This is a genomic window from Sandaracinaceae bacterium, from assembly GCA_020633055.1.
Classification (GTDB): Bacteria; Myxococcota_A; Polyangia; order Polyangiales; family Houyiibacteriaceae; genus JADJJE01.
In genome coordinates this window covers 767,611-789,003 of the sequence record JACKEJ010000006.1, presented here as the reverse complement: position 1 = coordinate 789,003, position 21,393 = coordinate 767,611, and the positions used below count along the sequence as shown (strand labels likewise).

At 70.1% G+C, this 21,393-nt stretch carries 15 protein-coding genes and 1 tRNA gene; 6 read left to right on the top strand and 10 right to left on the bottom strand.

What is annotated here, in order from left to right; genetic code table 11:
- Positions 1-6: 6 nt before the first annotated feature.
- A complete protein-coding gene (locus tag H6726_12750) occupies positions 7-1,521 on the top strand; it encodes a hypothetical protein (GenBank protein MCB9658509.1) in 1,515 nt (504 codons plus the stop codon).
- Between the two features lie 67 nt (positions 1,522-1,588).
- Here the strand turns inward: H6726_12750 and H6726_12745 are convergent, their stop codons facing one another.
- Entirely contained in the window at positions 1,589-2,488 is a 900-nt protein-coding gene (locus H6726_12745; GenBank protein ID MCB9658508.1) for a GGDEF domain-containing protein, read from the bottom strand.
- Positions 2,489-2,650: 162 nt separating this feature from the next.
- Entirely contained in the window at positions 2,651-4,189 is a 1,539-nt protein-coding gene (locus tag H6726_12740) for a ribonuclease H-like domain-containing protein (protein ID MCB9658507.1), read from the bottom strand.
- A gap of 110 nt (positions 4,190-4,299) precedes the next feature.
- Between H6726_12740 and H6726_12735 the strand changes: the two genes are divergently transcribed.
- Positions 4,300-4,557 (top strand): hypothetical protein, encoded by a 258-nt coding sequence (locus H6726_12735; protein ID MCB9658506.1) that lies wholly within the window; start codon positions 4,300-4,302, stop codon positions 4,555-4,557.
- Between the two features lie 49 nt (positions 4,558-4,606).
- Here H6726_12735 and H6726_12730 read toward each other — a convergent pair whose 3' ends face one another.
- From H6726_12730 to H6726_12700, 7 genes are all read right to left on the bottom strand, one after another.
- Complete coding sequence (locus tag H6726_12730) at positions 4,607-5,422, bottom strand: hypothetical protein (GenBank protein MCB9658505.1); 816 nt, start codon at positions 5,420-5,422, stop codon at positions 4,607-4,609.
- The gene (locus H6726_12725; protein MCB9658504.1) at positions 5,419-6,822 is read right to left on the bottom strand and encodes an AAA family ATPase; all 1,404 of its coding nucleotides are present in this window, start codon (positions 6,820-6,822) and stop codon (positions 5,419-5,421) included. Before H6726_12725 ends, H6726_12730 begins: the two co-directional genes overlap by 4 nt.
- 111 nt (positions 6,823-6,933) lie before the next feature.
- A complete protein-coding gene (locus H6726_12720; protein ID MCB9658503.1) occupies positions 6,934-9,357 on the bottom strand; it encodes a DEAD/DEAH box helicase in 2,424 nt (807 codons plus the stop codon).
- 185 nt (positions 9,358-9,542) lie between these two features.
- Positions 9,543-11,411 (bottom strand): CRTAC1 family protein, encoded by a 1,869-nt coding sequence (locus H6726_12715; GenBank protein ID MCB9658502.1) that lies wholly within the window; start codon positions 11,409-11,411, stop codon positions 9,543-9,545.
- Between the two features lie 56 nt (positions 11,412-11,467).
- Complete coding sequence (locus H6726_12710) at positions 11,468-12,070, bottom strand: hypothetical protein (GenBank protein ID MCB9658501.1); 603 nt, start codon at positions 12,068-12,070, stop codon at positions 11,468-11,470.
- An 88-nt stretch (positions 12,071-12,158) separates the two neighbouring features.
- A complete protein-coding gene (locus H6726_12705; GenBank protein MCB9658500.1) occupies positions 12,159-14,357 on the bottom strand; it encodes a hypothetical protein in 2,199 nt (732 codons plus the stop codon).
- 46 nt (positions 14,358-14,403) lie between these two features.
- Positions 14,404-14,934, bottom strand: coding sequence for a hypothetical protein (locus H6726_12700; GenBank protein ID MCB9658499.1), 531 nt, complete (start codon positions 14,932-14,934; stop codon positions 14,404-14,406).
- A 175-nt stretch (positions 14,935-15,109) separates the two neighbouring features.
- On the opposite strand from H6726_12700, the gene H6726_12695 reads away from it, so the two are divergent.
- A tRNA-Cys gene (locus H6726_12695) sits at positions 15,110-15,184 on the top strand.
- Between the two features lie 83 nt (positions 15,185-15,267).
- A complete protein-coding gene (locus H6726_12690) occupies positions 15,268-15,717 on the top strand; it encodes a hypothetical protein (protein ID MCB9658498.1) in 450 nt (149 codons plus the stop codon).
- A 37-nt stretch (positions 15,718-15,754) separates the two neighbouring features.
- Here H6726_12690 and H6726_12685 read toward each other — a convergent pair whose 3' ends face one another.
- Positions 15,755-16,474: a TerC family protein gene (locus H6726_12685; GenBank protein ID MCB9658497.1), complete on the bottom strand. Its 720-nt coding sequence runs from the start codon at positions 16,472-16,474 to the stop codon at positions 15,755-15,757.
- A gap of 46 nt (positions 16,475-16,520) precedes the next feature.
- Here H6726_12685 and H6726_12680 point away from each other — a divergent pair, with 46 nt between their 5' ends.
- A complete protein-coding gene (locus tag H6726_12680; GenBank protein ID MCB9658496.1) occupies positions 16,521-18,308 on the top strand; it encodes an ABC transporter ATP-binding protein in 1,788 nt (595 codons plus the stop codon).
- Between the two features lie 99 nt (positions 18,309-18,407).
- Positions 18,408-21,290 (top strand): UPF0182 family protein, encoded by a 2,883-nt coding sequence (locus tag H6726_12675; protein MCB9658495.1) that lies wholly within the window; start codon positions 18,408-18,410, stop codon positions 21,288-21,290.
- The last annotated feature ends 103 nt before the right edge of the window (positions 21,291-21,393 follow it).

The window sequence follows — 21,393 nt, the reverse complement described above, 5'->3', positions numbered from 1 at the left end:
CGCCCGGTGACGCACGCGACCACCTCGGCCCGCCGACACCGGGCGCGCACCTGGGCCGCGCTGGTGGGGTTGGGCGCCCTGTGCTGCGTGCAGGTCGCGCTGGTGGTCGCAGGGCTGCCCTACCTGCGGAGCATCCCTGCGTGGTTCTATGGCCCCACGTTCCGGGGGCTCGGGGCGGGCTGGGCCATGCTCGCGGTGTGCGTGTTGGTACCGTGGCTGGCCAGCGTCGCGCTCCACGCGGCGCGCAACGGTCGGCGCATCCGCGCGTATGCCGCGGTGTTTGTGTTGGCGTTGTCGAGCCAGGCGCTGTTCGTGCCGCTCGACGCCCGCCGCGTGGAGTCGCTCCTGTCGCGACACGAGGGTGGGCACGGCGAGTTCCACGTCATCGCGGCGCAGCGGCGCGAGGTGCAGCTGGACACCCTCCGTCGCTACGACGAGCTGGCAGAGACGCGGCAGCTAGGCGCGTTTCCCCCGAGCAAGCCCCCAGGCGCGCTGGCCATCTACATGGGGCTCGACGCGCTCGGGCGGGGCCCGCTGGCCGGACACTTCGCGCCCCTACGCCAGCTCGCTCGGCACAGCGCGCGCGTGTCAGGGTTCGAGGACGGCTTCGTGGCCGCCGCGCTGCTCTTCCCCTTGGCCACCGCGCTGCTGGCGCCTCTCGTGCTGGCGCTCGGCGTGCGTCTGCACGGCGATCACGGCACAGGCCCCTCCGAAGACCAGAGCGCGCTCGTCGCGGCGAGCGCGGCGGCGATCCTCACAGCCACCAGCCCGGCGCTCCTGCTCATCACGTATCACCTCGACGGCGCGTGCTACCCCCTGCTGGCCCTGCTGGCCTTGTGGTGCCTCTGCCGTGCCATGCAGGCGAACCCGACGCGTGGGAGCGTTGCCCTGGTCGTGCAGCTGCTCACCTTCGCGTTGCTCGCGGGAGGCCTGTTCGGCCTGGGGCTGTACGTCAGCTTCTCGCTGGTGCCCGCGCTCGGCCTCGCGGTGGGGGTGGTCCTCGCCGTCTCTCTCGCCAGCGCTCCGGAGACGCACGCCAGCAGGCGCGCGCTGCTGACGCTGTTCGGCTTCGCGCTCGGGGTGGCTGCGGTCACGGGCGCGCTCATGGCCTGGCTCGAGTATCACCCCGTCCAGCGCTTCCAAGCAGCCCTCGCGTACCATGCACGATGGAAGGCTGGGGTCCCGGCCGAGCCGTGGCGCGTCGGAGCGTTCCTCGAGTGGACGCTCTACGCTGGGGCGCCGCTGGTGGCGCTCCTGGTCTGGCGCGCAGGCGCTTCGCTGGCACACCTGCGCGACGCGCGGCGGGCGGCCAGCACGCTCTTGCCGTTGGGGGTGTTCACCATGCTGCTCGCCCTGAGCGCGCTGACCGGCACCAACGAGGTGGCGCGCATGTGGCTCTTCATGGTGCCCGTGGCGGCGCTGGCGGCGGTCTCTGGTCTACGGGACACGCGCCTCGCTGCCGCCCTCGGCGCAATGCAGCTCCTGATCGCGCTGGTGATGAAGGCCAACCAGCCGTGGTGATGCCCAAACGCACGTTCGCCTCGCGCCTCTCGCGAGCGCCCAGCGGAAGGCCCGGCTGCCTCGACGGCTAGGCCCCCCGCACGCAGTTGCGACCACCCCGCTTGGCCTCGTAGAGCTTGGCGTCCGCGGCGCGCACCAGATCGTCGCCGGACTGCATCGCCGTAGACCACTCGGCCACGCCGAGGCTGATGGTGATGGGCAGCCGTGTGCTCTCGAACTCGAAGTGGGTCGTCTCCACCAGCGTGCGCAGCTTCTCCGCGAAGACTTGCCCGTGTGCGCCATCGAGCTCGGGTGCCAGGATGGAGAACTCCTCCCCGCCCGTGCGACAGACGATGTCGTCGCGCCTCACGTGATCACGCACCAGGACGCCCAGCTGTCGCAGGACGGCGTCCCCCGCCAAGTGACCGTGCGTGTCGTTCACCGACTTGAAGTGATCGATGTCGAACGTGACCAGCGCAAACGTGCGACCGTAGCGGGTGCAGCGCGACACCTCGCGATCGAGGGCCTCGTCGAAGAAGCGCTTGTTGTGCACCTGCGTGAGGCCGTCCACCGTCATCAGGCGGTAGATCTCCTCGTGGTACTGCGCCTCGACGTTGCCCCCCACGATGAACTTGAGGATGGTGCGCCCCACCTTGAGCTGGTCACCGTCGCGCAGGACGATGGTGTCGACCAGCGTGTCGTTGACGTAGCTGCCGTTGGTGGAGCCCATGTCCTGCAGGGCGTAGGCGTCCTTGTGGAAGATCAGCCGGCAGTGGTTGCGCGACACGCTCTCCTGGTCGATCTGGACGTCGGCCTTGCTGGAGCGCCCAATGACCATCGGCCGGCGCGTCAGCGGGACACGTCGGCCAAGGTCGTCCCCGTAGATGACCACCAAGCACGCATCTTGGTGCTTGGGCGCCTGGGGGGGCATGTCGGCGGCCGTGATGACCGTCCTATGGGGGTTCGTGGTCCGCTCGTCGTCGGACATGGGGGGACCATAGCGAATTTTGCTGCGGCGGACACGACCCAAAAATGAGCTTCGCGCATTCTGCCGTGAGGGCGATCGAGTCCGCTGTCGCCGAACGAGCACGGTCCGGTCTCGACCTGCGGGACACGGACGGGACACCACGTGGGGTGGCTCACAAACTGGTCAGTTGGACCCGGCGGCGGCGGCCCGGCGCTTGGCCGCGAGGCGCTCACAGCGCTTGTCACGCTGGGCCTCGTCTTCGGCCGGGACGGTGTACCGGGCGTGCTCGTGGGCCCGCGCCAGATCCCGGAGGCCGTGCTCGTAGAGCTTGGCCAGCGCCAGGTGCAGCGCGGCGCGCGTCGCGACGTCCACCTCGGGCGCGCCTTCGAGGGCCTTCACCCCCGCCTGCAGCGCAGCCTCCTGGGCGGGCTCGTCCCCGGACCGACGTGCCACGCGCGCGCGCAGCAGCCAAGCTTGGGCCGCCGCGGGGCCCCGCGCCTCGGCATCCGTGGCCGCGCTGGCGAGCGCCGTCGCGAGCGCCGTGTCCCCGGCGCGCTCGGCGACGCGCGCGCACGCCAGCCGGTCGCGTGGGTCGTTCTCGGCACCGAGCCCCTGGAACCTCCCGACCAGCTCGGCCAGCAGCGCGGAGAGCGCAATCAGGTCGAGCCGGTTGTGGTCGATGACCCGCGCGATGGGCTCGGGGTCGCCGCCGCGCAGGTAGCGCATGTAGAGCTCGGGGATCTCGGCGCCGGCCACGTCGTCCACCCGCGTGAAGCCGAGCACCTCGCGCTCGATGTCGATCAGGCGTACACGCTCCATGCGCTCGCGGAACACGCGCCGGGCGCAGTGCAGCAGGTCGAGGTGCGGCGGCACGGGCGGGGCCTTGACGCGGTTCATCACGAAGCGCGTGCGCAGCAGCGGCCAGTCGAAGCTCTTGCCGTTGAAGCTCACCACGCAGCTGGCGGCGCGCAGCTGCTCGGCCAGCGCCTGCAGCATGGGCACCTCCTCGCCCAGCCGGCGCAGCATGTACTTGCGCACCACCAGCGCCTCGCCCTCGAAGGCGGCCGTGCCGATCAAGAACGGGACGGTGCCCGTGCCGCCCATCAGCCCGGTGGTCTCCGTGTCGATGTACAGCGCGCGCGAGAAGTCGAGCCCGCGCATCTGGGGGTCGAGCGCGAGCGTGGCGACGACGTCCCCGTCGACGTGGCGCGCAGGGGCGATGGCGCGCGCCCCGTGATGGTGGTCGGCGGCGCAGCGGTGCGAGACGACGTGCAGCTCGCCGAACGCCGTGAGGTGGGTCTCACCCGGCAGCTCGTCCACACGGGGGCCGCCCCCCCGGGCGCCACGCTCACTTCGCTCGGGGGCACGACGGGTCGCCCGACCGTGCATGCGCAGCCGCTCGAACTCGGCGCGCATGCTGGCACGTGGGTCGTCCTCCGCCCCGAGCGCAGGCACGCTCGCCTGGCCGTGCGGCGCAACGCTGGTCATCCCCTCGGTGGCGACTTCTGTCTGCGCGTGGCGCGCCTCCGCGCTCGCGGTGGCCGTGGCGTGGTCGCGCGCGACATCCCGCTCGGCGCCGGGCGTCGCCCCGCGCCCCTGAGACACGGGCGACGTCAGCCGACCGAGGCGCGTGCGCAACGAGGACACGCGCCATGCGTAGTCGGAGCCGCGCGCCATGTAAAGGTCCGGCGCCACCGAACGCACCAGAACGCCATTGGGCATGCCGCGATCCGCGCTGCTACCCTGAGGGCAGACGACCACGGAGCCTCTCCCGGCACCACGTCGGGACGCGCGATCCGAGGCTCTCTTGGCCGCCGAAAGGAGAGAGTGAGATGTTCAGCGAACACTCGGTCATGCCCGTGTGGGTGCAGATCGCGGTCACGCTCGTGACTGCCGCGATGCTCTTCCCGATGGTGATCGTGATCGCCATCCCCTTGATCGCCGTGGCCCCCGCGACCCTGCCCTTCGTGGCCTTCGCGTTTGCAGGCGATGCCCACGAGGAGAGCGAGGTGGTGCACCTCGTGCTGCACCCGCCACGCGCCCAGCACCGCTTCCGCGTGTCGTTGGTGGGCGGGCTCGCGTACGCGTGACCCACTCAGACACGACAGCCCCGGTTGGGCGCAGCGTACGTGGCGCTCCTCAGGACGATGGGGGCAGCGATGGGTCCCCTCGCTGCAGGGCGAGGTAGTCGCAGAGGAACGAGAACACCGACCGCGACGCTCCCGCGTAGGGCGCCTGATCGCTGAGCAACTCAGCGAGATCTGCCTCGTGACCCGGCCCCCAGGCGCCGCCGTTGGCTTGGCGCAGAAGCGGTATCAACGTGGCCCGTACGTGACGATTCACCTCATCCTCCAATAAGGCGAGTCCGAGTCGTTCCAGAGTGACCTGGCCGCGCGGAGTGACGGCGACCAAGACGTAGCGAAAACGCTCCCACAGCACGCGACGGTCTCGAGGAACCCACCGCAGATGCTCGGACGCGTCGTCCTGTGCAGGGTCTAGCAGAAGTGCATCTTCGCGATGCACTTCGAATGCTGGGCCAGCTCCGTTGCGCAACTGCTCTGCGTCCGGCAGCGAGAGGCGCTCACCCGTTGCGAGCGGAAACCAGTTTCCCTTTCGGTTGACGCCGTTGCAGGACACACAAGCGAAGAACAAATTCTCCCAGGTCCACGCGAGCCACCAGTAATGCCGGGCGTCCGACCCCGCGTTTGGGAGTGTCGCTGGCCTTGCGCCGCCCTTGGGCCGAAAGTGCTCCACCGGTTGAGAGTCGTACCCGACGACTCGCTCGCAGTACGCGCACTTGCCATGTTGCGCGGCGAACAGAGCCCGCTTGGCGATGCCGTAGCCATCGAACCTGACGGATGCTCCCGAGACGTCGGAGTCCGCCGCATTCAGGAGCTTCGCGACACGCTTCGCCGTCAGCTCAGCCGGCTCAGGTCCACGCACCACGCGGATCAATGGCGTCCATCCTCCGTGTCGCGGGTGCCATCCGACACGACCAACGGGAGATCCGAGACCCCCAGCGACTCCAGCTGGCTCCTCAGCGTCGCTATGCCTGCCGAGTCGTGCAATCGATGGTCGGGGTCGGTGACGACCCGGTAGTACTCCCGAAGCTTCTCGCCGCGCTCGTTGAGTGTAAGCCCCTCGACGCCGAAGAAGCGTTCGTACACTTCGGTCCCGGTCATGACCCGTGGGTCGGGCAGCGCAGTGCTAGCGTCTGCTATCGGCACGAGCGAGACTTCCTCCGTCATGGGATCGATGTGCGTCGCGAGGATGTCCCCGGTGTTGGGGTCCTGGCCAAGCACGACGATGGATGCGGGAGCGACGTTGGCAAGTACCACCGGTGAGTGGGTCGTCACGACGAACTGCACGTTCGGAAACGTACGGATCAGCGCCGGGATCAACGTACGCTGCCATCTTGGATGCAGATAGAGGTCGATCTCATCGACCAAGACGAGACCACGCACCTCGGCCATGGTCGGCTTCCCACCATGCTCGAGCATGTAGTGACCGAACACGTCCGAGATCCATGCCAGGGTCGACTGATATCCGTGGGCGAGCGCCACCGCTGGGAGCTTGTAGGAGGTGCCACCGAAGGTCTGGTGGACACGGTCCCGCTCCATCAGGTCGCCAGCTTGTTTGACTCCGCCACGCCCGCGCAGCTCGAGCCCCTCGATACCCGGCACGAGGTCCGACGCGATGACCCGCGCGAGTTCGGATGCGAAGTGCCGCGCTCGATCGTCGTCGAAGTAGTCGGCGAACCGAAAGGCGGTCAGTTGTGCGCTGGCGCCAAACAGTGGCTGGATGCGGTCCACATGGGGCCGATTGAGGTCGACCGTCTTCGCCGGAGAGGGAAGATGTCGGGCCACGCCGTAGGCGGCTACGAAGTAGCCACGCTCTCCTTTCGACCGGACCACGTCGAGGCGCGAGGTACCACCCACAGGATCGCCCATGGACATGATGCCGTCGCTCTTCGCCCCGTCCTCGTACTCCTCGTCGGCGCCCCGGATGACGGTCTCGTCGCTGCCAAGCCACAGCTGAGAAGTCAGCATGCGCGGGTTGGATGCTGCGACATCGCCCGTGCCGGCCGGCATCGGGACAACGAATGCTGCATCGATGCTGAGGGGATCACTGGTACGTCGATCACGCAGGTGCCCTACAACGTCCCCGGCGAGCACGTTCACCTGCGACCGCCCAGTCGCTGCCAGCGCGATCGCCTGCAGGATCGTCGTCTTGGCGGTACCGTTTTCTCCGATGATCACCGTCAGAGGGCGCGGGGTGCCATCCGTGCTGACGAATCTCAGTGTCAAATCACGGATGCGCTTGGTCCGCTTGAGTCGGAGCGCCTTGATGTACATGTGGAAGATCCTACTCGCAGCGGCGGCTGGCGACGACCGCGGTCTCGCGACCGGCTACTCATACCACAGAGCGTCTCGACCGCCCCCGAAGAGAGGTGGGCGTGGCGGCGTTCAGTGTAGCGCCGCCACGCCGAGCGAGCGCAGCACGTCCAGGACGATGTCCTTACGCGTCAGCAGCGCAGCCTCGATGGGCACGCCGTGCTCGTCGCTCTCGCCCGCGTCGGGACCGATGCACGCCGGACACCCCGCGCGACAGTCGCAGGACTCGACCAGCACCCGCGTACGCTGCAGCAGCGACTCGCGCTCGTCGAACAGCCGGGGCGCGAGGCCGATGCCACCCGCCACGTAGTCGAACAGGAAGATGGTCGGGTCGAAGCCCGGACCCCCACCGTGACCCTTGCCGGGCGGACCATCCGCGTCGGTCTTGTCGCCCAGCGTGCGCCCGAGGTCGCGCGGATCGACCATCAGCCCGATGCTGGCCACGGTGTGCATGGCCTTGCTGAGCCCACGCAGCGCGTCGATGACGGCGGCGCGGGGCTCGGGACGCGCCATGACCCAGGCCTCGGGGAACGTCAGCCAGAAGCCCGTGGTGTGCATCTGCATCTCGGGCAGGTGCACGTCGCCGTAGCCCACGTTCTCGTGCGAGTGGTACTTGATCTTCTTGTAGCCCACCACGCGCTCGATGACGCTCACGTCGCCCAGGCCCGCGGCCAGCGACACCTCGGGCGTGAACCGCACGCTGGCCCCGTCGTCTTGCTCCAGCACGCTCACGCGCGTGTGCGTCTGCGCGGTGGTGTAGTAGTCGGGGGCGACGGATCGGACGTAGGCCTTGTGGTTCTCGAAGTCCAGGCGCTCCACCTGGAACTGCCCGCCGTCGTGCTGGTAGATGGCCTGCACGTGCAGCATGGTGTGCGTGCTGCGCCAGTCCATCTCGGCGATGGTCTTGTCCGTGTCGAGATCGATGATGACGAAGTTGTCCCAGCCCACGCTGCGCAGCGACACGTTGTTGGCGGGGTAGCTGTCCGCCGACCAGTGGTAGACCAGCTCGCCGCGACCGTCCCGCGCCGGGTGCAGCACCTCGTTGTCGGCCAGGAACCCAAGGGCGTCGGCCAGCGCGTCCGCGGGGACGTCGCCGAACGCGTCGGACTCGGAGAAGGGCAGCTCGAACGCGGCGCACTTCAGGTGCTGGATGAGGATCTCCACATTGTTGGGGTCGATGCGCGCCTCTTCCACGGGGGCGCCCACGATCTGCTCGGGGTCGCGCGCCACGAACTGGTCGTGCGGCTGGCTGGACGTGACGAGCACGGCGACGCTGGGCTCCTGGCGGCGCCCGGCCCGCCCGAAGCGCTGCCAGAGCCCCGCGATGGTGCCGGGATAGCCGGCGCACACCACAGCCGAGAGCGCGCCGATGTCGATGCCCAGCTCGAGCGCGTTGGTGGCCACCACGCAGCGCACGGTCCCCTCGCGCAGGCCGAGCTCGATGCGCCGGCGGGTCTCCGGCAGGTAGCCGCCGCGGTAGGCCTGGATGCTGTCCGGCGGGATGTCGGGCAGCTTGTCGCGCAGGTACTTGAGCATCACCTCCACGCCGTTGCGCGACTGCCCGAACACGAGCGTGGGCACCTCGGCCGACACGAGATCCACCGTGAGCCGGACGGCCGCCTTGATGTAGCTCTCCCGGATGCCCAGCTCGGCGTTGATGACGGGCGGGTTGTACACGCGCACGTGCCGCGGACCCGCCGGCGCGCCGCTCTCGCCCAGCACGCGCACGGGGCGCCCGATGACGCGCGACGCGTGCTCCCCCGGGTTGCCGATGGTGGCCGAAGCGGAGATGAACAGCGGCTCGCTGCCGTGGAAGCGCGCCACGCGCAGCAGGCGCCGCATGACGTTGGCCAGGTGGGAGCCGAAGACGCCGCGATACATGTGCAGCTCGTCCACCACCACGAAGCGCAGGTTGGCGAAGAAGCGCGCCCAGTTGGCGTGGTGGGGCAGGATGCTGGCGTGCAGCATGTCGGGGTTGGTGATGAGCACCCCCGCGCGCTCCCGCGCCGCGCGCCGCGCGTCGCCAGGCGTGTCTCCGTCGTAGGTGATGGCCCCCTGCGCGATGCCCGCGTCACGCAGCAGGCCGCGCAGGCCGTCCTCCTGGTCGCGCGCCAGCGCCTTGGTGGGGAACAGGTACAGCGCGCGGGCCGTGGCGTCCCGCGCGAGGCCGTCCATGACGGGCAGGTGGTAGCAGAGGCTCTTGCCTGACGCGGTCGGCGTCGCGACCACGAAGTCCCGACCCGCAGCCGCGAGCTCGAGCGCCTCGAGCTGATGCGTGTACAGCGTCTCGATGCCGCGCTTCTCGAGGGCGCCACGGACCGCGCCCGTGAGCGACTCCGGCAGGGGGCCGGTGCGTGCCTCACGCGGCGGCAGCTCGTGCTCGAGCACCATGTTCTTGCCGCGCCGACCCTCCTCCCAGCGCTCGAGCACCGAGGCGATCCCCACTTCACGCTGCCAGGGCGCGCGGCGGCGCCCGTCGAAGGCCTGGCTGGACATTCGCACACTGTACGTGCGTCCAGTAACACGAGCAACAAGGCTCGCGGGGAACGGCGCCCTGACGCTCGGGCCGCAGGCGGAGCCCCGCATGGGCGAGGAGCAGCGGCGCCGCCGACCAGTGCTCCCACCATTGGCAACGTGCAAGGCGTCGGGCCCTTCCGACCGGGTCGGGGCTTCGGCCGGTTCTACGGATGCGCCACGGTGAGCGTCGCGTCGCGCGCAACGTCACGCACGACGATGCGCTGGTCCGTCGCGGGCCAGTACACGTCGACCGCGTGTACGGGCGCATCCCCTGCCCCCAGCCCGAAGTGCGCCACGGCCTCTTCTTGGGCGAAGAGGTGCGCCCCCACGCCGATGTGGCGCACCTGCCAGGCGCCTCCCGCATCCACTTGAACACGCACGACGGCGCCGAGGCTGTGTGGGTTGCCGACGCCCCCCTCGGCACGGACCACGAGCCAGCCGCCGGGGGGGTCGTCGTTGCGGAGCAGCGCCGCGGGCGATGTGTTGCCGATGACCAGCAGGTCCAGATCTCCGTCGCGGTCGTAGTCGAAGGGTACCAGGCCACGACCCCCCGATCGGTAGTCGATGCCAGCCGCGGCGGCCCCGTCCTCCCAGGGCGCTCCCGCGCCGCCCAGCCACAAGCGCATCGGATCGTCCAGGAACGGGTACACCGGCCAACCGCTCGCCAGCGCGAGGTCGAGCACGCCGTCGTGGTTGGCGTCGAAGAACGCTGCCCCCCACCCCCAGTCGCCATCGCGCACCCCGAACGCGTCCGTGACATCGGCGAAGCGACGCGCCCCCACGCTGCGGAACAGACGGTTGCCCGTCGCGTTCGGAGGCCTGTGCACGCCGCTGATGAACCAGTCGAGCACTCCGTCGCCATCGAAGTCGCCGAAGGCCGAACCCATCCCGTTCGCGTTGTTGGACACGCCCGCCGCCGCCGTCCCGTTCACGAAGCGCTGCCCGGCGTCGTTCCAGTAGAGCCTCGTCGTGCCGTAGTCCGCCGCCACCGCCAGCTCCGGGTAGCGGTCACCGTCCAGGTCCACGAACGCGGGCGCAAACGCGAACGCCCCAGCGGGCAACCCAGGCGTGGTGCGATCGTCGTCCAGCGCGACGCCGAGCGCGGCGCCCACGTCCTCGAAGAAGCCGGGCGCGGCGGCGCCCCGATTGCGCAGCAGACGGTTGAGGTCCGGCTGCGCGCCGAGCGCCCCCTCCGGGTGCCAGTCCCCTACGAACAAATCGACATATCCGTCGAGGTCGAAGTCGCCCAGCGCCACGCTCGTGCCGACGTGTGCGTGTTCGCTGGTGACGTCGACGCCGCGCTCCACCGCGCGCTCTTCGAAGTGTCCGCTGCCATCGTTCAGGTAGAGCTCGTTGCGCAGCGCTCCCATCGTGAGGAGCAGCAGGTCCAGGTCGCCATCGCCCTCGACGTCGACCCACGCCGCGCCCGAGTGGACCGCCGTCGATGCGATGCCCCGAGCAGCGCCCTCGTCCGTGAACGTGCCGTCCGCGCCGTTGCGCAGGAGCTGCCCAGGTCCACCCACGCGCGTGACGAACAGGTCGGGCCAGCCGTCGCCGTCGAAGTCACCGACCGCGGCCGCCCCAATGAAGCGCTCGGGTAGGCAGTAGTCCCCTGGTCCGCTGCGGTGCACGTAGTCCAGCAAACAAGCCGGTGGCTCCCGGAGCTCGCCCGGGTCGTGATGCAGCCCAGCGACCACGCTGACGTCCACGAAGGTCGGTGATGGCGGCGAGACCCGCGGCCCCGCGTCGCGCGGCATGGCGTCGCCGCCCGCATCTCCAGGCGGAGGCGGCGATGCCCCGTCGGCGCGGCCCGCGTCGCCACCAGGGACCGAGGCATCGTGTCGGAGCGCAGCGTCGGGACTCGGTGTCTCCACGAAGGCGTCCGTCGCGCCGTCGCTCACGCCCGTTGGCCCCGCGTCACGTTGCGTCCCGCGTGGCGCGCTGCACGCGAAGAGGCACGGCACGAGAGCCGCACACCAGCCCAGCGCGCGGAGGCGAGGCAGGGCGGGGCGCAGCGCGGAGCGGGGCAGCACCCGCTCAGGGTGACCGCATTCCGCGTCGCTGTCCCGAGCAACCTGCCTTGGGGGGCTCAGGGCGCGGCCCGCACCAGCACGAAGTACGCCGTGAAGCCCAGCACCAACGCACAGAAGACGAGCACCACGCGCACCATCCCCGCGCGCCGCGCCCGCGTGCACAACGCCGTCGCGGGGGCCAGCGCATCCTCCAAGACGGCCGCCACCTCTGGCCGCAGCACGCGACGTGGCAGGCTGACCACCACCCGCTGTCGGGTGCGCAGCGCCACGGAAGCCGCGGTCCACGCCACCCGCTCCACGTCTGCGAACGCGATGTGCACGACGCTACGACCCAGGCGATAGTCGAGGCCGTCCTCCGAGACGGCCAACCGAACCGTGCGCGCCTCGGGGGTCAGCGTGCGGTGCTGCCACCAGACGATCACGGGCCCGAGCACGGACAGCGACAACGTGACCAGCGGGAAAGTCAGGTGCGCGCGGTCGACGGGGTCGGGCGACAAGAAGGCGGTCAGGAGGGACAGCAGCCCCATCACCGGGACGAGCATCACGAGGTGCGTGGACACGCCCGACAGCCGCAGCTGGGCTGCGATGCTCGCGAGCATGTCTGCGACGGTCAGCGTCACCGTGAGCTCGGCGGAGGGCGGTGTGGCGGTGTGCCTCACTCCCGCACGCTAGCAGCCCAGTGGACGAACGGCTCTTACATCGCGCTGGCGACCCCGTTGCGCCCGAGGTCGCCACGCAGCGCCGGGTTCAGCGCCCGCGGCGGGGGCGCGCCCGGAGCGGGTGCTGTGGGCCGAGCGTCTCGATGATGGGCGCCGCGGCCTCGCGCTGCGCGGTCGCCTCCGCTCGCTGGCGACCCGCCTGGAGAGCCGTGGCGAACGCCGTGCGCACGACGGCGACGTCGGGGTGGGTCTCCCCATGCACCGCCACCGTCTCGGCGAGCGCTTGGGCACACACCTCGCGGGTGGCTTCGGCCGTGGCCGCGAGCCGCGCCCGCAACGCACAGTCGGCGGCCACGATGCGTGCAGCGCGCGTGTCGGCCTCGAAGTCCCCACTCCCTCGGGTGTAGCGGCCGCGGAGGGCGCCGAGGGAGGGCTCCGCGCTCTCCAAGGAGGAGGCCGAGCTCGCCAGCGCGTCTGCGAAGTGCACGGCGTACGGTTGGCAGACGGGGTTCCCGGCGCGCCCCATGCAAAGGGCACGCATCACGGAGAGCGCCTCGGCGGTCTGCCCCGCGAACAGCAGCACGCGCACGCGCGCGACTCCGTAGTCGGGGAGCGAGGGGGTGGTGTCCGCGTCCAGCCGCGTGAGCGCCTCCTCCTCGCGGCCCAGCAGCGCCAAGGCGGCCGCGCCGCAGCTCCGGACCAGGAACACGTGCTCTGGGTGCTCCGCCTCGCTCACCGCCTCGAGCGCCCGCTCCGCGTTGCCCTGCGCCAGGTGCAGCTCGCACAGGAGCGCGCTGTAGTTGGCGATCCAGTCGCGGGCCTGGTGGTCGCGGTACTGCTCCTGCTCGCTCGGCGGGCTGACGAGCCGCGCCCGGTCGGCCTCGAGCAGCGCGCGCGCGTCGTCGAAGCGACCGAGCACGGCGTAGGCCCGCGCCAGCGTGGTCAGCATGTCCCCGCGGAAGTAGGGATCCGGCTGCGCGCGCACGAAGTCCAGGTGAGGCTCGATGGACTCGATGACGCTCTGCGCCGAGTCGCGCGGCCCCTCGGCGAGCATCATGCGCAGCTCCGCCTCTGCCCGCCCCTCGGGGTCCTCGACGGCCCGGGCGAAGGACTCGATGGGCTCGGGGACGGCCGCCTCCAACATGCGCGCGATGACCTCGTGTCGCGTGTGACGCACGATCTGGTACCCGCCGCGCTGCTCCTCGATGCGCACATCGCGCACGAACTCCACGAGGAAGGGGTGTCCTTCCCTCGCGATGCGATAGCTGACCAGGGCGCGCAGCACGTCGAAGTGGATCTCGGTGAGCTCGCGCCACATGGCCATCCGCCCCTCGTCGCTGGTGACCACCTGGGTCCGCGTCTCGAAGCCGTCGCCCTCGCTGCGGATCTGCCAGCTGACCCCGGTGAGCCCATGGGTCACGAGGCGCAGCACGGCCCGGGAGAAGTTCGCCATCCGTTGCTGGCGAGCCGCGTTCTCCTGCATGTCGGCGCGGTAGCGCTCGGCGTCCTCGTCCGAGAAGCCCTCCGGGATCTCGACCTCCGCCTCGGACGCGGCAGGGTCGAACGTGACGTCGGCGAGCATCTCCGCCACGGCCGGGCTGTCCAGGCGCAGCGCCATCCTCGCGATCCCCCCGGGCCCCGCCACGAGGTGCTCCGCGATGTCGGCCGTGGGACCGCTCTCCTCCAGCAGGGCGTCCACCAGCGGAGTCCACGTCATGGCGCAGAAGGAGTCCCCGCGCATGACCAGCGCGACACCGTTCATGTCGACCACACGGAAGCCCCGTCGCTCCGTCCCATCCAGCCCTTCGCTGGCCAGCCGACAGGCCCGCGCAGCGCCTCCGTCGGCGATGGCCACGAGCTTGGGGAGGCGCCCGTGCAGGCTGCGCGCGAGGTCGGCCCAAGGCGGCGCCGAGCGGTAGTTGCCCTCCGCATCGTACGGGGGCGGAGGCGCGGGCACCGGCACCAGGCCCCCCACCGCGAAGTACATGTGTCCGGTGTCGGCGGCGAGCTCGGCGATGGCCTGGTCTTCGCGCTGGAGCTGGGCCAGGATCGCGTCCCAGTGCGGCGTCCCGCGTAGCGCGCCTACGTCGAGGCGCCCCGCGAAGAACGCGTCGCGCGGCACCAGGTCGAGCAGCGACGTCTCGGCCGTCGGCAGCGTGCCGCGGGTGAGGGCGGCGCTCGGCGCACCACCGCAGGCGACGAGCGAGGAGGCGACGACGAGCAGGCCGAGGGACCCGCAGAGCGTTGCGCGGGAGCGTGCGGAGCGAGGACGAGAGGTGACGAGCATGGGGTCTCCGAGAAGACGCCCATTGCAGCGGAGCCCGCCCGCTGGGTCAATGCCGGAATTCCGAGAGGTGCGTGATGTACCAGCGCTCGTCCCACGCGATCATGGTGCGCACCTCGATCCGCCCTTCCGCGCCTCCGCTCTGGTAGACGATGTGGTTGTGCCGCTGCGCCCAGTAGGGCAGCCGGTTCGACTCTTCGCGCAGCCCCACCCAGCCGCGACGGGTGGAGAACTCGAAGCGCACGAACTGTGCGTCCGCCGGCACCTGCCCGTGCAGCGTGTGAATGTCGTTCTGGAACATGCGGACGATGCGGTCGTAGAGTCCGTCCGGGTCGGAGATGCCCTTGATGGCGCGGAACACCTCACGCGACATGAAGAAGTCCGTGGTCAGCGCCGGGTCGTCCGCCAGGATGGCGGCCAAGAGCGCCCGGGAGCGCTCCTCGACGTCGCCGGGCCCAGGGCGCGGTGGGGCCTCGCGCAAGCTCCGGCGGTTACCTGCCGGGACGGGGATGTCTTGGGCGAGGGTGGTCGCGGACAGCAACGTCAGCAGGGCGAAGAGCAAGACGTGGGAGCGGCGCATCACGCAGGGCTACCGCGGGGCGGACGGACACTCAAGCGGAGCCCCCGCATGCCCACCACGCCAGCGCCTGGTTCCGGGCAGCCATGCGCACGGGGGGGCTTCGACGGCTCCTGCGCTTTCCTGGCGCAAGACTATGGACAAGCGCCACGCGGGACGGTATGAGTCCGCCCTCGTTGGTGCCGTAGCCAAGTGGTTAGGCAACGGTTTGCAAAACCGTCACACACCGGTTCGAATCCGGTCGGCACCTCCACCGCGCCCCTCGCCCGTGTTCTTCGGCGTTCGGGGGAGGAGGCGCGACGCCTGACGGAATCGGGGGTAAGCTGGGGGGGCCACATGCAGGACCGTTTCGACACCGACACCTCACAGTACCCCTTCGTGCTGGTGACCATCCCGAGCCAGCGTGTGCCGGACGAGGAGGTGCTGCGCTTCATCGAAGGGCAGCGTCAGATGCTGGCCCGGCGCTCCAAACACCTGATGCTCTGCGATGCGCGCAATGGTCACGCCATGCCGGCGACACAACGCAAGCTGTTCGGTGACTGGCTGAAAGAGTCGCAGGCGAGCAGCGGCCGATACACGGCGGGGATGGCCATCGTGGTGGACAACGCCCTCATCCGCGGCGCACTCACGGCCGTGCTGTGGTTGGTGGAGCCGGCCTGCCCCACCAAGGCCGTCGGCACCGTCGAGGAGGGCTTCGCCTACCTCACTGAGTGCGGTGAGCGCGCGGGCATGTCCGGCGTGCGCGAGCTGCTCGATGCAGCCCGGCGAGTGCGCCGTAGCGCCTGAAGGTCGGACGCCCGACCGCCCCCGTCCGGCGCCGCGCTCATGACGCGGACGCCGCGGGCTTCCTGACCCGCATGTTGATGATCTCCACGACCAGGCTGAACGCCATGGCGAAGTAGATGTAGCCCTTGCTCACGTGGTGTCCGAGCCCCTCGGCCACCAGCATCACGCCGATCAGGATCAAGAACGCGAGCGCGAGCACCTTCAGCGTCGGGTGCTTCTCGACGAAGTCGCCGATGGGCTTGGCCGAGATCAGCATCACCACCGTCGCCACGATCATGGCCACCACCATGACCCACACTTGGTCCGCCATCCCGACCGCGGTGATCACGGAGTCGAGCGAGAACACGACGTCCACCATGATGATCTGAGCAAGCACCGAGGCGGCGCCGGCCGCGACCTTGGGCGTCTCGTCGTCCTGGCGCGCGGCCCCCTCCACCTTGTCGTGGATCTCGTGGGTGCTCTTCGCGATGAGGAACGCCCCGCCCGCCAGCAGGATCAGGTCCCGCCCCGACAGGTCGTTCCCGGCCACGCTCAGCACCGTGTCGGTCAGGCTCATGATCCACTCGATGGCCATCAGGAGCCCGATGCGCATGCCGAGCGCCAACACCAGCCCGGCCCGTCGCAGCCGCTCACGCTGCTCGTCTGGCACGCGCGCCACGAGGATCGCGATGAAGATCACGTTGTCGATGCCCAGGACGACCTCCATCGACGTCAGGGTCAGCAGGGCCAGGAGAGCATCGATCACGGTCGCGTCCATGGAGCGGGACGGTAGCGCAGCCGGTCCATGGCGGCTATCAAGCGGCATGTCCCCCACCCCGACGAGCGACCGGCCCCTCGCGCGGCTGTTGGCCTATGCGCGCCCGCAGCGCGCGCGCGTGCGCATGGCGGCGGCCTACTCGTTCTTGAACAAGCTGTTCGACCTGGCCCCGCCGCTGCTCATCGGCGCCGCCGTGGACGTCGTCGTCACGCGTGAAGAGTCGCTGCTCGCCCGCGTTGGCGTGGTGGACCCGGTGCACCAGCTGTGGGCCCTGGCGCTGCTGACCATCGTCATCTGGGGTCTCGAGTCGGTGTTCGAGTACCTGTTCCAGGTGGCCTGGCGCAACCTCGCGCAGACCATCCAGCACCAGCTGCGCATCGAGCTGTACGACCACGTGCAGTCGCTCGACGTTGCGTGGTTCGAGGAACGCGGCACGGGCGAGCTCATGAGCGTGCTCAACGACGACGTGAACCAGCTGGAGCGCTTCCTGGACACGGGCGCCAACGAGCTCATCCAGGTGGGCACCACGGTGCTCGTCATCGGCGCGGTGTTCTTCGCGCTCGCACCCACGGTCGCGGTCCTCGCGTTCCTGCCCGTGCCGTTCGTGCTGTTCGGCTCGTTTCGCTACCAGGCGCTCCTCATCCCGCGCTACGCGCGGGTGCGTGAGAAGGTGGGCTCGCTGAACAGCCGGCTGGCCATCAACCTCGGCGGCATCCGCACCATCAAGAGCTTCACCAACGAAGCGCACGAGCTCTCGCGCCTCGAGAAGGAGAGCCGTGGCTACGAGGCCGTGAACCAGGACGCCATCCGCCTCAGCGCGGCCTTCGTGCCCATCATCCGGATGGTCATCGTGGTGGGCTTCGTGGCCACGTTGATCGCGGGCGGTCACCTGGCGCTCGCGGGTACGCTCGCCATCGGGTCGTTCTCGGTGCTGGTGTTCCTCACGCAGCGCCTCCTGTGGCCGCTCACGCGCCTGGGCGAGACCTTCGACCTGTACCAGCGCGCCATGGCGTCCACGACACGGGCGCTCGATTTGCTCGACACGCAGCGCGCCCTGGTCGACGGTGAGCGTGCGCTGGCACTCGGCGACGTGCGCGGCGCGCTCTCGCTGCGGGACGTGCACTTCGCCTACCGCCCGGACGTGCCGGTGCTGCAGGGCCTCGACCTGGAAGTACCCGCCGGTCAGACCGTGGCCGTGGTGGGCGCGACCGGCTCTGGCAAGTCCACACTGGTGAAGCTGCTGCTGCGCTTCTACGACCCCACGCGGGGCAGCATCACGCTCGACGACCACGCCCTGCCGGGTCTCACCCTGCGCTCGCTGCGGGACGCCGTCGGGCTGGTCAGCCAGGACGTGTTCCTGTTCCACGGCACGGTCCGCGAGAACATCGCTTACGGAAAGCTGGACGCGACCGACGAGCAGATCCTCGAGGCCGCCCGCAAGGCCGAGGCGCTGGAGTTCATCGAGGCGCTGCCCGAAGGGCTCGACACGGTCGTGGGCGAGCGCGGCCAGAAGCTGTCGGGCGGGCAGCAGCAGCGCCTGTCCATCGCGCGCGCCATCCTGAAGGACCCGCCCATCCTCGTGTTCGACGAGGCGACCTCCGCTGTGGACAACGAGACCGAGGCCGCCATCCAGCGCTCCCTGGCCGAGGTGAGCCGCGGGCGCACGACCGTCGTCATCGCACACCGACTGTCCACCATCCGTGCGGCGGACCGCATCGACGTGCTCAGCGAGGGCCGCGTGGTGGAGTCCGGGCGCCACGAGGAGCTGCTCGCGCTGGACGGCGTGTACGCTGCACTGTGGCGCGTCCAGACGGGCGAGCTGCCGTCGCACTGAGGGCCGATGGTCCCGGGGGGCGCTGGCAGCGGCACCCTCCCCGTGATACGGGAACCCCCTGTCGCGAAGACGGGTGGAGCCCCGCGACGCCCCGCAGGCATGCCGCAGTATCCGAAACGAGAGCCCCCGCGCCCCTCCCTCGCGCTGAGCTTCCTGGTCGGCGCGCTGCTTCTGTCGGTGTTCCTCCCTCTCTGGGCCGGCGTGTACATCGACCTTCGCTGGTTCCGTTCCCTCGGCCACGGCGCGGTCTACGCTACCATCCTGCGCACACAGCTCACGGTGGGCGTCCTCTCTGGACTGGGGTTCGCGGGCTTCCTCTATGCGCAGGGCAGGCTCGCGCTGCGCCTGTCGAACGGCTTCACCTCGCCCCGGCCACGCACCCCGAACGGGCTCCCCACGCCGCAGCTGGACCTCGGCGACTGGGCGCCGCGCATCGTCAGCCCCGTGTCCACCCTCGCGGGGGTACTCTATGGCATGGTCGCCGCGCGCGACTGGGAGGTCTATTCCAAGTACGTGCAGGGCGTGGCGTTCGGGCGGCAGGACCCCATCTTCGGGCGCGACCTGAGCTTCTACTTCTTCGATCTGCCCGCGTTGACCGCGGTGTTCGGCGCGGTCCAGGCCGCGGTGGTCATGAGCGGGCTGCTGACGGCCGCGGTCTACGCGCTGCGTGGCGGCGTGGTGCTCGACGTCGGCAAGCTCCGGGCTCATCGACGCGTGCGGGTGCATGGCAGCGCGCTGCTCGCCTCGTTCCTCGTGCTGCTCGCCGTCGGGGCTTGGCTCGACCGCTTCGAGCTGCTCTTCTCCGACCAGGGGCCGGTGGCGGGCGCCAGCTATGCCGACGTCCACGCCAAGCTGCCCGCGTTGTTGCTGCTCTCCGGCGTCGCCGTCGTCGCGGCGGTGCTGGTGCTCGTGAGCGCGACCCGCCAGCGTCTCGTCCTCGTCGGCGTGGCCCTCGGCCTGGTCATCGGGACGGACCTGCTGGCGGTGCGCGTGTACCCGGCGCTGGTGGAGCGCTTCAGCGTGCAGCCCAACGAGGCGCAGCGTGAGGCGCCCTTCATCGCGCACAACATCGCCGCCACACGCCACGCGTACGGGCTCGACAACGTCACCGTGCGTGACCTGAACACGGCACGCGCGCTCACGCCCGAGGACATCGCGAACAACCAAGGCACGCTCGACAACGTTCGGCTCTGGGACCACCGCGAGTTGCTGGACACGTTCGCGCAGATCCAAGAGATCCGCACGTACTACGACTTCGAGTCCGTCGACAACGACCGCTACGTCGTGAACGGTCAGCTCCGCCAGATCATGCTCTCGCCCCGCGAGCTGCAGGCAGAAGCGCTGCCATCGCGCACGTGGATCAACGAGCGCTTCACGTTCACCCACGGCTACGGCCTGACCCTCGGCCCGGTGAACCAGGCCACCCCCGAGGGCCTGCCCGTGCTCTACGTCCAGGACATCCCGCCACAGGCGGTCGAGGGCACGACGTTCGAGGTCACGCGCCCAGGCATCTACTTCGGCGAGCTGAGCAACGACCACGTCTTCGTCCGCACGCGCAACGACGAGTTCGACCACCCCGCGGGCGACGAGAACGTCTTCACCACGTACACCGGGCGCGCTGGCGTGCGCCTGGACTCGGTCTGGACACAGCTGCTGGTGGGGCTGCGGTTGGGGCAGCTCAAGCTGCTCCTCAGCAACGACATCACCGAAGACAGCCGGGTGTTGCTGTACAGGAACATCCGCCAGCGGGCGGAGCGCATCGCGCCCTTCCTGACGTACGACCGGGACCCGTACGTGGTGCTGCGCGACAACGGGTCCTTGGTGTGGATCCTGGACGCGTACACACAGAGCGACCGCTACCCCTACGCGCAGCCCCTGGCCGACGGCACCAACTACATGCGCAACGCCGTGAAGGTGGTGATCGACGCCTACGACGGAACGGTGGACTACTACGTCAACGACCCGTCGGACCCCGTGCTCTCGACCTACCGCCACATGTTCCCAGAGCTCTTCCGCGACCTGAGCGACATGCCCGACGACCTGCAGCGGCACCTGCGCTACCCCGAGGACCTCTTCGGGGTCCAGACGCGGATGTTCACCACGTACCACATGAGCGAGCCCGAGCTGGTCTACAACCGCGAGGACCAGTGGGAGATCCCGCAGCTCACGCGGGCGGACGCGTCGCAGGCCATGGCGCCCTACTACACGGTCATGCGCCTGCCGGGGGAGCAGCAGGAGGAGTTCATCCTGATGCTGCCGTACACCCCCAAGCGCAAAGAAAACCTGGCCGCGTGGATGGTGGCGCGCAGCGACGGCGAGCACCGGGGCGAGCTGGTGGTGTACAAGCTCCCGCGCGACCGGCTGGTGTTCGGTCCGCAGCAGATCATGAACCGCATCCACCAGGACGCGGAGATCTCACGACAGGTGTCGTTGTGGGACCAGCGCGGGTCGCAGGCGCTGTTCGGCACGCTGTTGGTCATCCCCATCGAGGAGTCGCTGATCTACGTGGCCCCCCTGTACCTGCGCTCGTCGCGTGAGGGGGCGGGGACACGCGCGCCCGGCACGGGGCCCGCTGGGCGCATCCCCGAGCTCAAGCGCGTGATCGTGGTGTACCAGAACCAGATCGTGATGGAGTCCACGCTGGATCTCGCCATCCGACAGCTCTTCGGGGGCACGCCCAGCGCCCCTCACGCCGGCGCCGAGGGTCGCGCGGCCTCGAGCACGACGGACACCGCCACCGGGGTGGTCGCGCCCGCTGGGACGCTTGCAGATGCGCCGCCCACCGACGAGGGAGACGACACGCTGCCCGACCTCAGCACAGACCCCCGTGTGCGTGCCCACCAGCTGTACGAGCGCGCGCTACGGGCGCAGCGTGAGGGGCGCTGGGCGGACTACGGTGACTCCATCAACGCCCTCGGGGAGACGCTGAGCGAGCTGCGCAGCGACGCGGAGTCGCAGGCGGTGGACACCGGCAACGACTGAGCCGCACGCCGCGTCGGGGCACGCGCCTCACGCACGAGGCTCGATGCCGAGAGGGTCAGCGGCCGTGTCGTCGCGGTCGCCAGCCGCAGTGTTGAGAGCGCCG